Consider the following 17,901-nt stretch of genomic DNA (forward strand, 5'->3'; position numbering starts at 1 on the left):
AATTCGACTGTGCTGGAAGCAAATCTAAATTGAAAGTCCGATTGCCAATAAATGGATGAATCCGTTGAGATCGAATTTCCGCTAACGGATCAAGAACCTGCGAAACCTAATCCCCTGCTGTCGGCAAAAAATAGCCCCGCCGAAGCGGGGCCAGAGGATGCCTTTTGGGAGGCATGAGTCATGCATGTCTGGATTATCAAAAGCGGAAGCCGACTGTCGCGCCATATTGCCGCGGCGCGATAGCAGATCCGAAAGCGAATAGACCGGCTACCGGTAAGGCTGCGCTTAGTCCGCGACCGTCGGTGAGATTGCGGCCAAATACGCGCAGATATAGCTCGCTGTCATCGCTCAACAGATGCGTATAAGTTATTGAAGCCGATAGATCGTCCTGTGACTGGTGCAGGCCGCGTGGATCATTCTGTCCGAAATCAGTCGATGCAGCGACAATCGTGGTTTGGTAAGAGCTTGTGGTGCTATATTTGGCGTTCAGGTCCAATGTCCCTGAATTTCCAACCGGCACTTCATAATTGCCTGCGATCGAGAAGGAGAAGTCGGGCGCGCGTCTGAGATCACGATCAGATGCGTCCTCACCGGGATCTTCAACCCCATCAAGATTCACATCGATGAAGAAATCATCATAAGACGCATCCAGCAAACCTAGAGAACTGGTGATTGTGAACCCTTCAAAAAGTTCCGCACGCATGTCGATTTCGGCACCAAAAATTGTGGCATTAGCAGCATTTAATGTCACCGTTTCCTGAGGATTTGGTGAGCCGGGTGGGGTCGCTTGAACGACATCTTCCTGCTTGTCATTATAGCGCGAGTAGAACGCGGCGACATTCAGTGTGACGCGGCCATCTGCGAAAGTCGATTTACCGCCCAGCTCAAAAGAGTCGACCGTTTCGGGATCGAAAGAGACGGCCACTGAAGACGGGCTGTTGGCTCGACCGTTAAACCCGCCAGCGCGGTAGCCGCGGGCGTAAGACGCATAGACCAACAGATCATCGGAGAAGCGATAATCCAGACTAACACGCGGAGTGAATTGACTCCAGTCATCTTCATTGGACAGATCTAGCAAAGGCCCAGGTCCAGCGAAAATGGAGCGAGTATATTCTTTCTCATCCTTCGAATAACGCGCACCGACGCTCAGACGCAGTGCATCGGTCAGCGTAATATCAATATCTGCAAAAGCCGCATATGATTTGGTTTCGTGATCGGTTTCTGATGGCAGTCCAAAGCCATTGGGCAGTGTGGTTGTTTGCTGCAGTTGATATTCGTTGTTGAAATAGAATAATCCGAAAACCCCGCTAACATTATCGAAAAAATCACCCGCTAGTCTGAGTTCCTGACTGAATTGACGATATTGCTGCGCACGGCTTGTCGTGAAAAAGTCGATCGAAGTGGCGTCGAAATCCTGGATCACCAGTTCGTCAGAATCTTTCAGCGCGGTGATGGATGTTAAAGTTAGGTCACCAAAACTGTAATTAATCTGCGCAGAAAACGCATCTTCGCCATAATCGATATCGCCCAAGACATTTCCAAAAACGGTATAAAGATCACGTCGCGTATTGAGATTGCACTGATTGGCAACCACCGGAATGCCGCAAATCGCTTCTCCGGTTTGGGATAGCGAGGCACTGGCAGGATCGCCGCCAATTTTTGTATGTTCTGCCGTCAGCAATATCTCAAGATCACTATTCGGCTCGATTAGGATTGTACCGCCTGCGTTGGTGATGCTATTGCTGCCAGTTCTCTGGTCGAGTGTTACGTTATTGTAGAAACCATCAAAATCGCGCTTGGAACCAAAGAGTTTCAAGCCGAAAATATCACCGTCGCCGATATTGAAGACGCCATTAAATTCTTGCCGGCCATAATTGCCAAACGTCGCTTCCGCTCGCAAACCAAATTCTTTGGTAGGGCGAGAACGCCTGACGTTGATCACGCCGCCGATGGTATTACGGCCGAACAGCGTACCTTGCGGTCCGCGCAACACTTCAATCTGTTGAAAATCAAAGGCATTGGTCAATTGCGCGGTGTTGGTCCCAGTAAATACGCCGTCAATCACGACGCCCACTGTAGGCTCAAAGCTTTTCTCGACATCTTCGAAACTGACACCACGCAGCGAAATTGCGCCTGCGCCTGGGCCGGCGGTCACGCCATCAATCACCAGGCTTGGGGATAGTGTTTCAAGGTCTTCGATATTCAGCGCGCCCTGCGCTCCCAATTGTTCTGGGCTCACAACTGTTACGGCAAGAGGAACGTCCTGCACCGACTCTGCATCACCTCTGAGGCGGCCGGTGACCACAATGATATTGTCTTCTTCATTCAACTCTTGATCAGATTGTTGAGCGATGGCGGGGCTAGTCAACCCTAGACCTGCGATCAAACTCAACATTGTTGTCTGCATCAATTTCCCGTGCAGATTCATGCCGCCGTTTTCCATGTGTTCCTCTCCCTGTAAACAGCCTATCGATTTTGGCTGTTTCATTATATAACTAACCATTCATTTATATGAGTATGATGTTCGTTCTACAGTCAAAACTGACAGTTTGGGCATCGCGGCGAAAATGACGCTGACGGGTTCGGGAGTATATGCAAATGCCAATCGGAGAAAATCTGCCTGTCTGGATGCTGGCTTCAGTGCTGGTTTTCACTTTGGCATCTTGCCAAAATCCCGCTGCTGATGAGCAATCAACCACTGACTCAGGCGACCGCGTTGCAATGACCGATGTGCCGGAGCGGGTTTTTTGGGGAGACCTTCACGTCCACTCAAACCTGTCCTTTGATAGCAACAGCTTCGGCAATCAACATCTGGGCCCTGAGGATGCCTATCGCTTCGCACGCGGTGAAGAGGTGGTTGCATCGGGCGGCAAACGCGCCAAGCTCAGTCGGCCACTAGATTTCTTGATGGTCGCTGATCATGCTGAATATCTCGGCGTTTTGACCGCCTTACAGGACGAAAATGAAGGACTGCTGTCCACCCCACTGGGAAAGCGCTGGAACGAATATCTGTCGGGCGGCGACGGTATGGGGCCGATCATGGATGAATATGTTGCTATGGTAACCGGCGTACAGCCCGTTGAAGTGCCCGATAAGAGTTTCAATAAAAGCGTCTGGCGTCATGTGATCGACTTGGCGGAACAGTTTAACAGTCCCGGGAAATTTACTGCCTTTGCTGGCTATGAATGGACTTCGATGCCGGGGGGACGGAACTTGCACCGGGTTGTGGTGTTCAAAGACGGTCCAGAAAAAACAAAAGAAACCATTCCTTTTTCGGCGCTCGATAGCGATGACCCAGAAGACCTATGGGCCTATCTTGCGCAATATGAGCAATCCACCAAGGGTTCGGTGCTGGCTATTGCCCATAATGGAAACTTGTCCGGTGGCATCATGTTTGACGATCAGACATTGGATGGTAACCCTTTGACCGCCGAATATGCCAAGACACGAAGCCGCTGGGAACCGGTCTATGAGGTAACGCAGGTGAAGGGAGATGGCGAAGCCCATCCCTTGCTGTCCGCCGATGACAAATTTGCGGATTTCGAGACTTGGGACGAAACCGATATTTCTTTGACCCCCAAACCGGATGACCCGAACCGTGTTCGCGAAATGTTGAAAGGCGAATATGCGCGCAGCGGGCTAAAAAAGGGCCTGAAATATGATGATGAACTGGGCGCAAATCCCTATCAATTCGGTCTTATTGGTTCGACCGATTCCCACACGGCGTTAGCGACGGCTGATGACAATAACTTCTGGGGAAAATTCAAAGATTCCGAGCAATCCAGCACCCGGCTGAATAGCAAAATGGGCGGTGCGCTCTGGCCCAACGGCAAGCTGACGGCCTCCGGCTATACTGGCGTATGGGCGCGCGCCAATACTCGGGCGGAATTGTTCGACGCGATTCAGCGCCGCGAAGTTTACGCAACAACCGGGCCGAGAATAACCTTGCGGGTTTTTGCAGGCTGGAGCTTTGGCCAAGATGATCTCACTGCGAAGAACTTTGCAGCCAAGGGTTATATCGAGGGCGTGCCAATGGGTGGGCTATTGGAAAAAGCCACAGGCGGGAAAATACCGCGTTTTCTTATCAAGGCATTGAAGGACCCGGAAAGCGCAGATCTGGAGCGCGTGCAAATAATAAAAGGATGGCGACAAAGCGATGGCACTTTGCGAGAGCGAATTTATGATGTTGTACTGGCTGACCAAACAAGCGGTGGCGCGCAGCTTTCTGCCTATTGGGCGGACCCGTCTTTCGATGCCAATGAAGGTGCCTTCTATTATATCCGGGTTTTGGAGGCGCCCAGCAAACGTTGGACGACCTATGACGCCGAGCGATATGGCTTGAAATTGCCACCAAATGTTCCACGCCTGAATCAGGAGCGCGCTTATAGCTCCCCGATCTGGTATCGCCCAAATAGCTGATATCGGCGATAAGCCGCGAATAGCATGGATAAGATACCTGCCAAGACGCTTATTACAATCATTGACTGATTTTCTGACTGCGGCATAGGTTTTCGTTATGGCAACACAACCAAAGAAGCCCATATTGGGGCGACCATCAGGGAGTTCTGGAGAAGAAACCCGAAGCAGCCTTTTACAGGCTGCCGCCAAGCAGTTTAGCGAACGAGAATTTGCTGAAGTCAGCATGTCCCAAATTGCCAAAGCGGCCGGACTGACCAGCGCAGCCATTTACAACCACTATAAGTCAAAAGATGATCTTTTTCAGGAGACTGTGAAAGCAATTATTTCCCGAAATATTGAACTTTTGTCGGACGCAGCTGCTATAAAAGGAAATTGGAAGACCAAACTTTCAAACGTTCTAGATGCGACACTGATAACCCAGAGGAATGACTTATGGAGTCCCCTTATTACCAGTACCGCGCAATTGAAAATGGCTCGAGAACCAGAAAAATTCGCAGAAATACTGGAGTTACGCAAGGCGTATAGCGCAATTTTTCAACAAATTATTGAAACTGCCATCACGCAAGGTGATCTTGAACCCGATACACCTGTCGCCATCATGGGTGACTTGTTGATGGCTCTCACTGCTAACGGAATTGGCGCGGTAATGGTTCACCGAACTTCCGAAGACGAAATTAGTCAGACAATTAGATGTTTCAAAGCTTTGATCAACATCGGTCATTAACGCTGCTAGCTTTGGTCAATATTCATGTCTTCCATTATGGAATAGTATAACTATGCAATCGGCACCTTGCTTGTTTTGCCAGGCGCTCAATCAAAAAAAGCTTAGCCAAGGCTTGTTACGTTTTTCCCGGTGCTTATAGGCCGCAAATGCCTTCGCAATCGGATAATGTATCAGTACGAGCGCGCCTGCGCCAATCCATATCCACAGGACGCTATCCAAGCCGTAACGCTCGTCTTGGGTTGGTCCGAAGATCAGGAACAAAACCCAATAGGCCGCCAACAGAACATACAGATGCAAGACATAGATGAACATTGGAATGGAACCGAAGGTCTGCATAAGATCCAGCACGGAGTTTTGCTTTTTGACGGACTCGAACCATGCCAGCAACGGCAAGCCGAAGCCTAAGGTGAACAATATATAGTCAAGCGACGGAGGGTATTTTGTGAAATTGATAAACGACATGACGGTCTCGATACCCGTGTCTTGCACTTCCCACGGAAGCGTTTCACCGTAGATGTTAAACCCTCGCAGGGTAAGCAGGAGTACCAGACATGCGACACCTATGCCTACGAGCATGCGCTGGCGCGTGAGTGCTTTCGTTGATTGCGCGAAAAGCGGGCCTGCGAAATAGCCCAAGAGAATGACGCCAAACCATGGCAGGCTCGGATAGGACAGGCTTACAGTAAGCGGACCCACCTGCCCCAACTCACCGCCATCGTGAAGGATTGCCCAAGGTATATATGCCAAGTCGCCGGGTTCGAAGTCGATTGGCACCAGGAAATTATGTCCGAGCACAATCAGGAAACCCAAGGCTCCGATCACCCAGTAATTAAAGCGGCACGCAACCGACAATGCAATCATGCAAAGCCCGATGGCCCAAAGGACCTGTAGGAACAGATATTTTGGGAAACTGTCGGCCCAGACGAGGTAATAAAGCACAAGCTCAATTAATATGATGACTAGGCCCCGCGTGAATAAAAACCTAGATGGCGAGCGAAATTCGCCCTCTTTTGCGTGCGCGTATAGCCATGCCGAGAGCCCAGCCAGAAAAATGAAAATGGGCGCACAGAAATGCGTCAAGATGCGCGTAAAAAACAGATCGGGCTCAATCGTATCAGCGATCGGATCACCTGTGCGTACGTGCATGTAAAACCGCTCGCGCACATGATCCAACATCATCAGGATGATGACCAGGCCTCGCATGATATCAATGGAGGCGATGCGTGATGATGGCATGGGCTCGTTGGTCATGGTCTAATTCTCACTGAAAAAATCACACTCGTACTCACCCGATTCAATGGCAATTTTGTTGCAGATCAACAGCCAAAAAAGTCCTGATATCGTGACATCATAATTTTCAAGATGTCGGGGCATATACCGGCAAATCCTTCAGGGTGTTTAGATCAAATGGTTGATCCCTGAAGAGCAGCGGATAGTGGAAATCCCGCAATTGTCGGTGAAAGTCTCGCACAGCATCTTCATAGGCAATCATAGAGGCCGCATCCGTTCCAGCAAGTTTTTCAAACGACCGCTCAACAAATGATGTCGGTGAGAGAAAAGAGATCAAGCCCGCCTCACGGTCGCGTGCGAGGCGAGCTGAGCGATATTGATTCACTAAAGGTGCTGCTACTTGATCGCCAACTTGCTGAAAGGCATAATACCATTTCCATTCAAAGGCTTCTTCCAGGGTGGCATAGGCGCTCCATTCAGGATGCTCTTCAAGGAATGGAGTCATCGTTGCTTCCTTGGGCAAATCCCAAGCATCGTTCACCGTTTCCCGTTGCAGCAGAAGAATTTCACCGCCATTTGGTAGCGGCTGGCGCACTTCAATTACCGCTTTTGAAAGCGCCGGAACAATGATGGCCAAAGCCAGCCACAAACCAATGAGCGATGTGAGCAGAACAGAAGGCGACGCATTGACCCGACTGACCAGTTCAACGATCAACCACCAGATCAGGAGTGCACCAATCAGTATTGCTGTGGCTTTTAAAACTATATCCAGTGATGTTCCCGCTACCAACGATGCTCCCCATAATGGGATCAACAGCAACAGCAACAAAGCGACCACTCGAACCAGTGCCCTGGGAAACCACAATTGGATCGGCGATCCGGCTGTCGCGATTAACAGGTCGTGACGTCGTGCACTGCGCTCGGCTGCACGCAGGTCATAAAGCAGCAGGATGAGAAGCAGCGGAGCGACGGATGCTGCAAGAAACGCAAAATCGAACCGCCCGACTAGCCCGAAATCAGCATTTCTCGTGTCGGCTTCATGTATTTGACCTTCGAGCGCCAGCATCCGCACGCGGTGCTTCCATGGGCTGCTGTCACGCTGTCCCATCGCGGCAAAGGCGAAATCAGAAGGCGGAGCATGAGTCAGGTGGAAGGCATAATAGGCTGCGCCACCCCAATCCTCTTGCCCTTTTAGCGCGTTGGCGCGGTCGGCGGCATCTTCTTTCACCAATTCAGCAATTGTTTCTTGCTGATCGCGGACTTCTGCGACACCGAATGAAACCGCGACAATGGACAGTAAAAACGCCAGCCCCAGCCAAAATAATGCGCCGCCATCTTTGGCTAGAAAACGGGCTTCACGAACAAGATTACCAACCATTACAGACGAACCCTCCGAGCGGCGAGGAACACAATGCTGATTGATACCAGCAACCATGTGATCAGCACGCCAAGCGAGATCGTGGCGCGGCCAATCCGCTCGCTGGCATTGTCAGGGGCAAAGCGAAACTCGTCGAGCACTTGCCAAGCCTCCGAGTTTACTTGGGCACGGCGCGCTGCCTCAGCATCAGCGTTGCGGTTCATATCGTCAGCATAACTAAGCTCGTTAACGTGGACTTCGTTGAGCGACTGGACGAAATCAAAGCGTAATTTCTCACTCTCGCGCAGAAACCGGTGGTGTGTCGCAAGGTCTGTCCCGGCGAAGGTTCGCGATAGCGACCCGATTGCAATTGTCGGAGAGATCAAACCGAACAGGTCGAATATCCGCGACTGGCTCGCCTCAAGGCTCATGCGGTTTTCTGCGTAGCCGTTGAGCAAGTCGGTCAATTCTGCCTCGGAATAGGACGCGACAACGCCGCGCCAATTAATCGGCAGCTCTTCGATTGTTTCAACGTCATATTGCTCCAGTACCTCGGCTTGAAGCCGCTGAAAGGCGGGATCGGCCGCATTATGGCCATCTCCCAGTTTGCGTTGTTCGGAGAGCATCACAAGATCGCTTTCAATCTTGCCGGGTGCATCAATGGCAGCACTACTGGCATTGATCGCAAAGCGCGGAACAATAAGCGCAGCGAACAGCCACATGAATATCAGCACACCCAGTGAGACGGCACGCTGCTTAAGGATGATTGAGGCGGCAAGGACGATGGCACCCCACACGCAGAGATACGCGAAATAACCACCGACCAGCGACAACGCCCCAAGCGGGCTTTCGCCGAGGCTGACCGAATAAGCCGCGACTATAATCAGCGGGATCATGAAAATGATGATGACCGCGAGCAACGCAGCCATCTTCCCCATCGCCAGTGTCACACCAGATTGTCCCTGTGCCAAAATCACGGCCAGCGTCCCGCTCTCGCGCTCTCGCAAGAAGAGCGCATGGCCGAGCACAATCAAGAGTAACGGCAAGAGCAGTTGGTAAAGGCTGGCCGGCGTCAAGGCCGCAAAGCCGCCAAGGTCAGCTGCAGCCTTCGTATCAGCGAACATTGCGGTGTTCTGGCGGTGTCCTTCGAGGAAAATGGACTGACCCGTGACTGCGTCTACCCCCGGCTCAAATATAGCGAGCGGCGGCGGCGGTCGAAAGGCATAGTGGCCATAGTGGACCATGCGGTGCGGATGGCGATCCGGTTGGGCAAAAAAAGTCTCTTCCGCCTCAACCTGTTGTGCGAGCCGCTGCGATTGTTCTTCCGCGACGCGGTTGATCGTGAGAACGCTCGTCACCGCAAGCAGTGTTCCGACGATCAATGCTGCCATCACGACTACTTTCGAGCGCAGCCAAAGCCGCCATTCTTCTTTCGCTATCCTGAAGACCATGCTCATGCGGCTTCTCGCTCTGCGAAGGCTGCGTGCACGGTTTCTGTATCGATCCGCTTGCCATTTTCGGCCGAAAAGCTGCCAACCAATTGGCCGCGCCTGAGCAATCCAACCCGGTCCGCTACCTGACACGCACCATAGACATCATGCGTTACCATAAGGATCGTCTGGCCAGCGCTTGCCAGGTCCTTCACCAGATCATGAAATTCATCAATCGCCACGGGATCGAGACCGGAGGTCGGCTCATCAAGCAGCAAAATAGGAGTTTCGCGCAAGAGGGCGAGCGCTATTGCTGTCTTTTGCCGCATGCCCTTGGAATAGGATTGCAAGCGCCGAGACCGGGCTTCATCAGGAAGTGCGACCCGGTCAAGAGCTTGGTCATAATCCGCTTGATTCGCTGATTTTCCGGCCAGATCAAGAAAGTAATCCAGGTTTTCGTAAGCCGTCATATGGCCATATAAAGATGCCGCCTCGGGCAGATATGCTATGGCTGATCGCGCGGAAGCAACATCGCTTCCAACGCTTTGACCATATACCAGAACCTCACCATCCGATGGTGCCAGAAAACCAAGGAAAGTGAGCAAAGTGCTCGACTTGCCTGCGCCATTGCCGCCGAGCAGCGCGAAAATTTCACCCTGTGCCACTGTGAAGGAAACGCCATCAAGGACAGCATTTCCCTCGCGAACCAGTGAAAGCGAGCGAACTTCAAGCGGTATGGACATAGTGAATTCTTCCCTTGCCTAGAATTTAAATCGCGCAGACACCCGAGCAGTGGTCGGCGCGCCCGGTTGAACCCAGACATCTGCGAAGCTGTTGGTGTAAAAAGTCTCATTGAATACGTTATCGACGTCGAGCCTCAGCGAAAAGCCTTCGACTAATTCAACCTCACCAAACAGCCTGACCGTGGTGTAATCTGGCAACGTAAAATCGAACCCGGTCCAACCATTCCGTTCACCCACATGAAGCAAACCGCCACCCAATTGAACGGGCGCTTGCGCCACGGTAAAGGACTGGCTGACGAGGAGGCTGATCTGATGCTCTGGTGAGTTGATCAACTGATCACCCTCTTCGATGATCGCGCCAAAATCCGCATCGGGATTACTGTTGGTGAACTCAGCGTCAGTGTAAGCATAAGAGAGCCAGATGCTCAGCCCGCTATCAAATGAGGCATTCGCATCAAACTCAATGCCGCGGCTCCGCGCTTTACCTGCTGGGAACGAGAAGAAGCCAGCATCTACGGCTTCAGGTCGATCATCATTCACAAGGATGTTACTTTGATCGACCTGAAAGGCCGTTAGCGTAACATTCCCTTGAACCCCATTGAAATAGGCTCCCAGGTCCGCCTTCAATCCAAACTCGGCGGACTTGGTGATATTCGGGTCAAATTGGTTGCCCTGAAAATCCGAACCCGTTTGCTGGCGGAAACCTTCGCCATAAGAAGCGTAGATGCTTAGTCCGTCATCGGCACGGTAAACAGCTCCGACCTGTGGTGAGAAACGCTTGTCCTTGCTAGTGGTCGTCGTTGCAGGGGTAGCGCGCAAATTCGTCAGGTCCTGCTCAAAATCATCGAAACGACCCCCGATGCGGATTTGCAGACGATCAGTAATGTCGATCTGGTCCTGAAAATAGATACCAAAGCCTTTAAGCCGTTCTTCACGATCGGTGTTGGGCCCTGGAACGGGTTGCGGGAATTGCCCATAAACGGGGTTGTTTGCGTCGAGGAATAGATAAGTAGCAGGGTCCAACGTGCTGGGATCAGTTCCGGCTGCAAAGAACGGAGGGCGGAAGCGCAGGATGAACAGGTTATTATCAAATCGGTCATAGTCCATACCAAATTGCAGGCGATGGCGCAGGGAGCCCGTATTGAATTCGCCTGCCAGTTCCGCCCGAGCAACGAAATATTCGGAATCGAAATCGCGGAACCGGAAAAAACGCGTGATCGTCTGACCATCAATCAGGTAGAGTTGGCGGCCATCGAAATTATTTTCCGACGCATTCCCGGTCAGCGAAGTCTCGCGATAGCCAAGGCCAGCGAGCAGGCTCCAGTTGTCGGAGAAATCATGCTGGACTTCGAACTGATGGCCGAAAACTTCTGTTTCAATCGGTCCATCTCCAGGCTCCCCCGTGAAGGTCCGGCGCGGGCTGAAACCAAATTCTTCAGAGAAAATAACACCACGATCGAACGGGATTTTCTGTTCGGTATATTCGAGCTCATATGTCGCTACGGTATTCTCGCCGAGCTTCGCTGTAATCGATGGATAGAAACCATAGCGCTCCGTATCAACCGTTTTGCGGAAGCTTCCCGCATCTTCGTAAAAGCCGACAAGCCGCACGCCGACATTGTCGCCAATGGTTGTTTGGAGATCGACATCACCGCGATAAAAGTCAAATGACCCGGCCTGAAACTCAACTTCGCCCACGGTTTCAAAACCCGGACGCTTGGTAACGAGATTGACCGTACCGCCAGGCTCGCCCCGGCCGTAAAGGGCTGAACGCGGGCCTTTGAGTACTTCGACAGCTTCGATTCCGGCCAGATCACGTGGGCCGCCAAAACCACGCCCGGCATTAAAGCCGTTGACGAGAAATCCGCTTGGCAGGTTGATATCCCCAGAGAAGCCGCGCACCGAAAAAGAGTTCCATAGGCCACCAAAATTATTCTGGCGCGCGACCGATGCCGACAAGTCAAGAGCACCGCTTAAGTCGACCACTCCGGCTTCCTGGAGCAATTCCTGATCGATGATCTGGTCAGCCTGAGGGATTTCGAGCCGATCAAAATCTCCGCGATACGCTTGCCGCAAGCCGATGACGACAATTCCACTGTCATCCTCCGCAGACATGCTGGCAGTTTCATTATTCCCCGATTGCGCAACAGCTGTGTTGGCGATGCACAATGATGCGCCGCCTATCATCAACCGAGCGGCATTTGATATTATCATTATATATTCCTGTAATTCAGACAAAACGATCGCCTGGACCTTTCAGACTGGGCGATAATATTTTTGGGAAACATCAGGATACCTGTGTCACATGCTTCCATGACATGCAGATAAGCTACCTGATTTCAGGAATATGGAGGAGCTCGCGCTTTTGCCTCAAGCGCAAAGTCGGCGAGATGCCTTTTGATTATGGTCGCTGCCCAGGGGGCCGGGCCGACATCATCTGGCATCACTATCGATGCTGGCAAATCCAAATCGTCGTTCTGACTGCCGTGAACGCAAATTGCACAAGATGTTTCAGGCGTTACATCAAAATTTTCATCATGCGCATGCCCCGAAGCTATAATTTGCATGAGCAAAAACGCGCCAAAAATCATAGGCAACCAAATAGCCGCAAAGGAATTTTGCTTAGTTGTGCGTCGGGTCCGAACCATAAAATGTAACTATATCACATAGATGGAAATGGCAATGGTTGAATAGCAAGCTCTGGGACGACTCGTTTTTCCTGATTGACCACGCGCAAATGAACCCGCTTTCGATATGAAGCGATCACTAAGCCTGCATCTGTTTAGAGTGCAAAGCAGACGTCAAAGACTTCTTGTTTAGTAGATATCATATCATAATAAAAATTGCGATTAATTCTCATTTACAATAAGATCCGTATTGCATATCTCGATCAGCAACCATCCATGGGAGCGATTCGTGATCCGCAACGCAATTTTGACATCAGTGGCGCTTTGCGTTCCTGCAATAGCATCAGCACAAGATATTTCCGACAGTGATACCGATAATATCATCGTGGTTACAGGAGAGCGCACGGAACGAACGCTGCAAGAAACAGCTTCCTCAGTCAGCGTCACAACCCAAGCGGATCTCGATGCATTTGCCGGACCGGATACACTGGAGCGCATTTTCAATCAGACTGCGAATGTGACAACTTCAGGCAACGGCAATCAAGGCCCGACTATTCGGGGCGCCAATACCAGCGGTATCCTCACCAGCCTCGAAAGCTTTTTCGGCGGTTCGCAGCCACGCACAACCATTCAGGTCGATGGACGGCAATTAACGTTTAACGAGTTTGTCTATTCCGGCGAATCTGCCTGGGATATTGAACGGGTCGAGATTTTTCGCGGGCCGCAGACCACAACACAAGGCCGCAACGCTATTGCGGGTGCGATCTTTATCGAAACCGCCAAGCCCAATCATGACGAATTTGAAGGTAAACTACGCGCTATTGTCGGCAATTTCGATACTTACCAAGCATCCGCTGTTGTCAGCGGTCCGATTGCCGATGGCCAGCTGGCTTTTCGCTTATCGGCCGATTACCGGGAACAAGAGAGCTTCGTTCGGCCGCTGGGCGTCACGGCTGATCTGGGCCGTAATTTACGGCGGATCGAAACGCTGAACTTGCGAGGCAAACTGAGCATCAAGCCAGAGGCTTTGCCAGGATTTGACGGCCTGATTACCGTGACTCACGCTGATACATCCCGCCCTCAAACAGAAGGTATCGATGCACCATTCGAGGATTTGCAACGGTTTAATCCCGGGTTTTCGATTTTTGAAACAAATTCTGACGCTATCACGGTGGCTTTGAATTACGCCGTAAGTGATAATTTTGGCCTGAGCAATACAACCAGCTATTCTGACGTCAGCGTGCAACGGTTGGTCGCACCTGGTCAAGGCAATGCAGACATTCAATCGGATGAACTGACCAACGAATTGCTCGCCCGTTTCGGCAACGAGGGCTCAGCCATCACCGGGCTAGCGGGCTTTTATATATCGCGTTTCGAAAGCGAAGAGACGCTCGACCTGAGCGGCTTTGGAATAGGTATCGGCGATTTCAACGACGAGCGCGACAGTTTGGGTATTTTTGCCGAAGCGAATATCGCTTTGTCTCCCGACCTTTACGCCAATATTGGCGGCCGCTGGCAGCGCGATAGCCAGACCAGACTGGGCGGCTTTGCCGGGGTGATTCCGATAGACTTTGACGAGAGTTTTGACGCGTTCCTGCCGAAGTTTGAGCTGGCTTTTGATGTTTCGGATGAGGTCCGTATCGGCCTGATTGCCGAGCGGGGTTTCAATGCGGGCGGCTTTACCTTTAACTTCGAAACTTTTTCTGCCGAAACGTTCGAGCAGGAGACGTTGTGGAATTACGAAGCATTTTTCCGGGCGCAACTGCTTGATCAACGTCTGACCCTGAATGGCAATATTTTCTATAGCGATATTGATGATCTTCAAATCGCGACGCTGGTTGAACTTGGCCCTGATTTCTTTGCCAATATATTCAGCAATGCCCCTGAAGCCCGCTCTATCGGCGCGGAACTGGAAGCACGTTTTGCGGTTAATGACCGATGGACTCTGCAAACCGGGATCGGGATTACGGACACAAAATTCCAAAGCGATTCCAACGCCGGCGCCTTGATTGACGGCAACGAGTTTCAGCGGACCCCAGGATTAACTGCCGTCGGAGGCATTATTTGGGAACCCGCGCCGGGCTTTACCCTCAGCGGCTTTGGCCGGTATAGCGATGGCTATTTCAGTGATGATGCCAATCTCGCTGCCAATAATGTCGATAGTTATTTTGTCGCCGATTTCCAGGCGAGTTATGAATATGAAGGCCTACGATTATTCCTCGATCTAACCAATGCGTTTGATGCCTTTTACGAGCTGTCCGTTTTTGATAGCGGTACCCTCGCCAATGTTGGGGAACCGCGCAAAGTCAGTGTCGGCCTTGAATTCGCATTTTGATTGTCGCTGAAACAGCAATATAATGGCACAGCGCTCGTCCCTTCGAAAAATCAACGCGACCTTACATGCCTGGGTAGGCGCGCTTTGCGCGATCTTCATCATTTTAGTGACGATCTCTGGCATGGCTATCGCGTTCTCCGGTCCGCTGATGCACTTAGAGACTGGCGCGTTTCCGAAGATAGAAGCCATCAGCACCGCGGCCGATCCCGATCTTGCGGCAATGGTTGCTGCGGCGCGGACCGAAGCGGGCGAGACGTTTTTACCGTTAGGCTATCTCGGACCCCATGCGGAAATCGCCACCGACATACCAATGATCTACGGCATGTCCGCACCGCCTGATGCCGGCGGCGAAGTGCAAATCGTCAGCATCAACCCTGGAACCAACGAAGCCATTACCAACTTCTATCTTGACCGGACATGGACGCATTTGCTGATCGACTTTCACTATGAACTGCTGGCGGGCGATATCGGCGAAGTGATTGTCGCCGTTTTAGGATTGATCCTGTCGATCTTGGCTTTCGTTGGTATTTATCTCTGGTGGCCGGTTCGCAGAGGTTTTTGGATGAAGGCCAAGCGGTTTAGTCTGAAAGGAAACTGGAATAGCAAATCATTCAGTCTACACAGTTTCTTTGGCTTCTGGTGCGCTTTGTTGATTGTTATCTGGGGGCTGACCGGGACCTATTGGTCCAAGCCGGATTGGGGGCCGGCGATTATCAAACCTCAAACCGATATTTTGCCGGAAGCAGTCGTCGAGAGAATGGAAAATGCAACTTGTGATGGAACTGTTTCCATTGGTCAGGCGACGGGTCTAGCACTAGCGACATATCCCGGCACTCGCATTCTGGAAGCGGAATTTGCTGCACCCTGGCAACCTTATCACATCCTTTATCTATCAAAGCTCGATGATTTGGATAAACGCGATGGTGACCGCAGGGTCTGGGTTTCCTCCTCCTGCGCGAATATGGTCCATAAAGAACAAGTCTTGGGATTGGGCAAACTTGGTGCGATCAACAATGCCATTCATTCCGGCGATACATTCGGCGCAATGCGGCAGCCGGTCATTTTGATCGTCGGCTTAACGCTCTTATTACTCTCAATCACTGGATTGATCGTGTGGTTCAAGCGATATTTCCGAGGCAATCCCGGTTGATCATGGCATCCGTTTTAGAGAATAGGCGAGCTCAGATACCCTTCCTTTGGCATGAAGGAAATCATCAACTTAAATCAAAATTGGAACCGCAAAAAACTAGTTCCCGCCCTATGACGGGCTCGCGGCTTTTAAGCGATAGAAAATTCCGCTTTCGTCTTGGCCTGTAAGTTCAAGTACACCGCTGACAACATGCACCTTCCTCTCATCCGTGGGAAAAGGAATGTCAGCTAGCACTTCGATAAACTGGTTCGGCATTGCGTGAAAATGGAAAGGACATCCCGGCGGATAGGCGAGCAACACGAACCTCTTCTGCTTCGCGCCTTTATCCAATGGGGTCATCCACCCTGCCACCTTGATACGTTTTCCAGCGAGCGATTTTACAGCTGGTGTAAAAAGCGGCTTTGAATAGATGTAGCCATCCTTGCCTTTACGCGTTTTCTCTTTCGTGCCTTCCAGAACAGCCCATGATACGCCGCCTTTCGGGGTTGCCGCGGGTTTCCAAACGTCTTTTATCGGTGCCTTTCCGCCATCTTGCATGGCTGCTGGCGCGGGTGCGGCGCTTAGAGACAATGCAGATGCGAAGATTATGGCGTGCAGAATTTTCATGGATAACCTCATGATGTTCGGGCGAGGGTGTTCGCCAGATTGATGCGGAAAACGCGGGCCGCCGGAACAAGCGCTGCGATGATACCGATGAACAGCACAGCAGCGACGATGCCGAGTTCTGCCGGAAGAAACTGTGTTGCGCTCAGCCCCAGATCACTAAGCGTTTGAAAACTGCGGCCAGCGACAAAAAGGGCTCCATGGGCAGCGGCGAGCCCGAGGGTTGCTCCAGCTGCCGCTGTTATCAAGCCTTCCAGCAATATAGTGCCGAAGACCTGTGGCTTACTGGCTCCCATCACCCGCAACAGCGCCAGATCGCCCTCCCGCGCACGGGCCATGTTGAGCAGTGCAATGAAGATCGCGAGACCGCCCGTGGCAGCCAGTATCCACGCGAAAATACGAGCGCCTTCTATCCCAGCACCAAACAGGGCGAGCAAGCGTGCCGTCTCCACCGCTGGCGTTGCGGCCTGCATCTCGGTCTGACGGTTGATCATGGCGGGAATGCGGATGGCCCCTGCAGCATTACGATAGCTGACCAATATGGCGGTCAATTCCGGCTGCAATTGCCCGGCCCCGGACGGCGCCGCATCATCCGCACCATGATTATGACCATGATCATGCACAGCTTTCGGCTGATCGCTATGATCGTGACCATGGTCATGCTCTATGCCATGAACATCCCAGACACTCTCAACCGAAGTCAGGATAAGGCGGTCGACAACCGTGCCTGTCGGAGCCAAGATACCAACGGTTTCAAAGGGTGCATGATCGTGCCCTTGCCCATCCCCTTCGTCTGTTTCCAAGCCATGGCTGCCGATAAACTGCTGCCCAAGCTGCGCGCCGGTTGTTTTCGCTACTGCGGCACCCATAACCGCATCCATTGGTTTTTCGAACATCTGGCCTTGTGCGATTTCGCCGCCATAAAATGTCGCATAGGATGCATCCGTTCCGACGATCCGGTAACCATCGAAATTATCGCCCAGTGCCAGCGGAATGGCCACTTTGACCGCCGGGTCGCCACGCAGCCTATCAAGACTGTCGAGCGGGATATTGCCGGTCGGCTGGTCAATATGAAAAATGCTTGAGAGGATGAGTTGCAGCGGCGACCCCTTTGCACCCACGACCAGATCAATACCTTGCGCATCACGGTCCAGCCGGCTGGAAAGCTGGTTGCCAAATTGCACCAGCAGTACCAGCATCGCCACCGAAATGCCGAGCAACAGGATGTTGAGCCCGGTGGTAAGACTGCGGTCGCGCAAATAGGCAAGAGCAAGTCCAAACAT

At 51.9% G+C, this 17,901-nt stretch carries 12 protein-coding genes; 4 read left to right on the plus strand and 8 right to left on the minus strand.

The features are described 5' to 3' along the window. Window positions 1-196: 196 nt before the first annotated feature. Window positions 197-2,443 carry a TonB-dependent receptor gene (locus J4G78_RS04680; RefSeq protein ID WP_207988921.1) on the minus strand — a complete coding sequence of 749 codons (2,247 nt, stop codon included), beginning with the start codon at window positions 2,441-2,443 and terminating at the stop codon, window positions 197-199. A 155-nt stretch (window positions 2,444-2,598) separates the two neighbouring features. Between J4G78_RS04680 and J4G78_RS04685 the strand changes: the two genes are divergently transcribed. Both J4G78_RS04685 and J4G78_RS04690 read left to right on the plus strand, forming a co-directional pair. After that, window positions 2,599-4,419 carry a DUF3604 domain-containing protein gene (locus J4G78_RS04685; RefSeq protein WP_207988923.1) on the plus strand — a complete coding sequence of 607 codons (1,821 nt, stop codon included), beginning with the start codon at window positions 2,599-2,601 and terminating at the stop codon, window positions 4,417-4,419. Window positions 4,420-4,516: 97 nt separating this feature from the next. Then, window positions 4,517-5,143 carry a TetR/AcrR family transcriptional regulator gene (locus J4G78_RS04690; protein WP_207988925.1) on the plus strand — a complete coding sequence of 209 codons (627 nt, stop codon included), beginning with the start codon at window positions 4,517-4,519 and terminating at the stop codon, window positions 5,141-5,143. A 90-nt stretch (window positions 5,144-5,233) separates the two neighbouring features. On the opposite strand, the gene J4G78_RS04695 is transcribed toward J4G78_RS04690, so the two are convergent. From J4G78_RS04695 to J4G78_RS04715, 5 genes are all read right to left on the minus strand, one after another. Then, window positions 5,234-6,394, minus strand: coding sequence for an acetyltransferase domain-containing protein (locus J4G78_RS04695; protein ID WP_207988926.1), 1,161 nt, complete (start codon window positions 6,392-6,394; stop codon window positions 5,234-5,236). Between the two features lie 106 nt (window positions 6,395-6,500). Beyond that, window positions 6,501-7,751: a DUF3526 domain-containing protein gene (locus J4G78_RS04700; protein ID WP_207988929.1), complete on the minus strand. Its 1,251-nt coding sequence runs from the start codon at window positions 7,749-7,751 to the stop codon at window positions 6,501-6,503. Continuing rightward, the gene (locus tag J4G78_RS04705) at window positions 7,751-9,187 is read right to left on the minus strand and encodes a DUF3526 domain-containing protein (protein WP_207988931.1); all 1,437 of its coding nucleotides are present in this window, start codon (window positions 9,185-9,187) and stop codon (window positions 7,751-7,753) included. Before J4G78_RS04705 ends, J4G78_RS04700 begins: the two co-directional genes overlap by 1 nt. Beyond that, complete coding sequence (locus J4G78_RS04710) at window positions 9,184-9,903, minus strand: ABC transporter ATP-binding protein (RefSeq protein ID WP_207988932.1); 720 nt, start codon at window positions 9,901-9,903, stop codon at window positions 9,184-9,186. Before J4G78_RS04710 ends, J4G78_RS04705 begins: the two co-directional genes overlap by 4 nt. An 18-nt stretch (window positions 9,904-9,921) precedes the next feature. Next, window positions 9,922-12,117 (minus strand): TonB-dependent siderophore receptor, encoded by a 2,196-nt coding sequence (locus tag J4G78_RS04715; RefSeq protein ID WP_243457225.1) that lies wholly within the window; start codon window positions 12,115-12,117, stop codon window positions 9,922-9,924. Between the two features lie 702 nt (window positions 12,118-12,819). On the opposite strand from J4G78_RS04715, the gene J4G78_RS04720 reads away from it, so the two are divergent. After that, complete coding sequence (locus J4G78_RS04720; protein ID WP_207988934.1) at window positions 12,820-14,865, plus strand: TonB-dependent receptor; 2,046 nt, start codon at window positions 12,820-12,822, stop codon at window positions 14,863-14,865. A gap of 22 nt (window positions 14,866-14,887) precedes the next feature. After that, complete coding sequence (locus J4G78_RS04725; protein WP_207988936.1) at window positions 14,888-16,015, plus strand: PepSY-associated TM helix domain-containing protein; 1,128 nt, start codon at window positions 14,888-14,890, stop codon at window positions 16,013-16,015. Between the two features lie 108 nt (window positions 16,016-16,123). On the opposite strand, the gene J4G78_RS04730 is transcribed toward J4G78_RS04725, so the two are convergent. Both J4G78_RS04730 and J4G78_RS04735 read right to left on the minus strand, forming a co-directional pair. After that, a complete protein-coding gene (locus J4G78_RS04730; protein ID WP_207988938.1) occupies window positions 16,124-16,621 on the minus strand; it encodes a DUF3299 domain-containing protein in 498 nt (165 codons plus the stop codon). A gap of 8 nt (window positions 16,622-16,629) precedes the next feature. After that, on the minus strand, window positions 16,630-17,901 hold the full coding sequence (locus J4G78_RS04735; RefSeq protein WP_207988940.1) for an ABC transporter permease: 1,272 nt from the start codon (window positions 17,899-17,901) through the stop codon (window positions 16,630-16,632).

The organism is Parasphingorhabdus cellanae, assembly GCF_017498565.1.
Lineage (GTDB): Bacteria > Pseudomonadota > Alphaproteobacteria > Sphingomonadales > Sphingomonadaceae > Parasphingorhabdus > Parasphingorhabdus cellanae.

Coding starts and splice junctions, on each gene's coding strand:
- J4G78_RS04685 (WP_207988923.1), top strand. CDS start 2,599: ATGCCAATCGGAGAAAATCTGCCTGTCTGGATGCTGGCTTCAGTGCTG.
- J4G78_RS04715 (WP_243457225.1), bottom strand. CDS start 12,117: ATGATAATATCAAATGCCGCTCGGTTGATGATAGGCGGCGCATCATTG.
- J4G78_RS04680 (WP_207988921.1), bottom strand. CDS start 2,443: ATGGAAAACGGCGGCATGAATCTGCACGGGAAATTGATGCAGACAACA.
- J4G78_RS04735 (WP_207988940.1), bottom strand. CDS start 17,901: ATGTTTGGACTTGCTCTTGCCTATTTGCGCGACCGCAGTCTTACCACC.
- J4G78_RS04725 (WP_207988936.1), top strand. CDS start 14,888: ATGGCACAGCGCTCGTCCCTTCGAAAAATCAACGCGACCTTACATGCC.
- J4G78_RS04705 (WP_207988931.1), bottom strand. CDS start 9,187: ATGAGCATGGTCTTCAGGATAGCGAAAGAAGAATGGCGGCTTTGGCTG.
- J4G78_RS04695 (WP_207988926.1), bottom strand. CDS start 6,394: ATGACCAACGAGCCCATGCCATCATCACGCATCGCCTCCATTGATATC.
- J4G78_RS04710 (WP_207988932.1), bottom strand. CDS start 9,903: ATGTCCATACCGCTTGAAGTTCGCTCGCTTTCACTGGTTCGCGAGGGA.
- J4G78_RS04700 (WP_207988929.1), bottom strand. CDS start 7,751: ATGGTTGGTAATCTTGTTCGTGAAGCCCGTTTTCTAGCCAAAGATGGC.
- J4G78_RS04730 (WP_207988938.1), bottom strand. CDS start 16,621: ATGAAAATTCTGCACGCCATAATCTTCGCATCTGCATTGTCTCTAAGC.
- J4G78_RS04690 (WP_207988925.1), top strand. CDS start 4,517: ATGGCAACACAACCAAAGAAGCCCATATTGGGGCGACCATCAGGGAGT.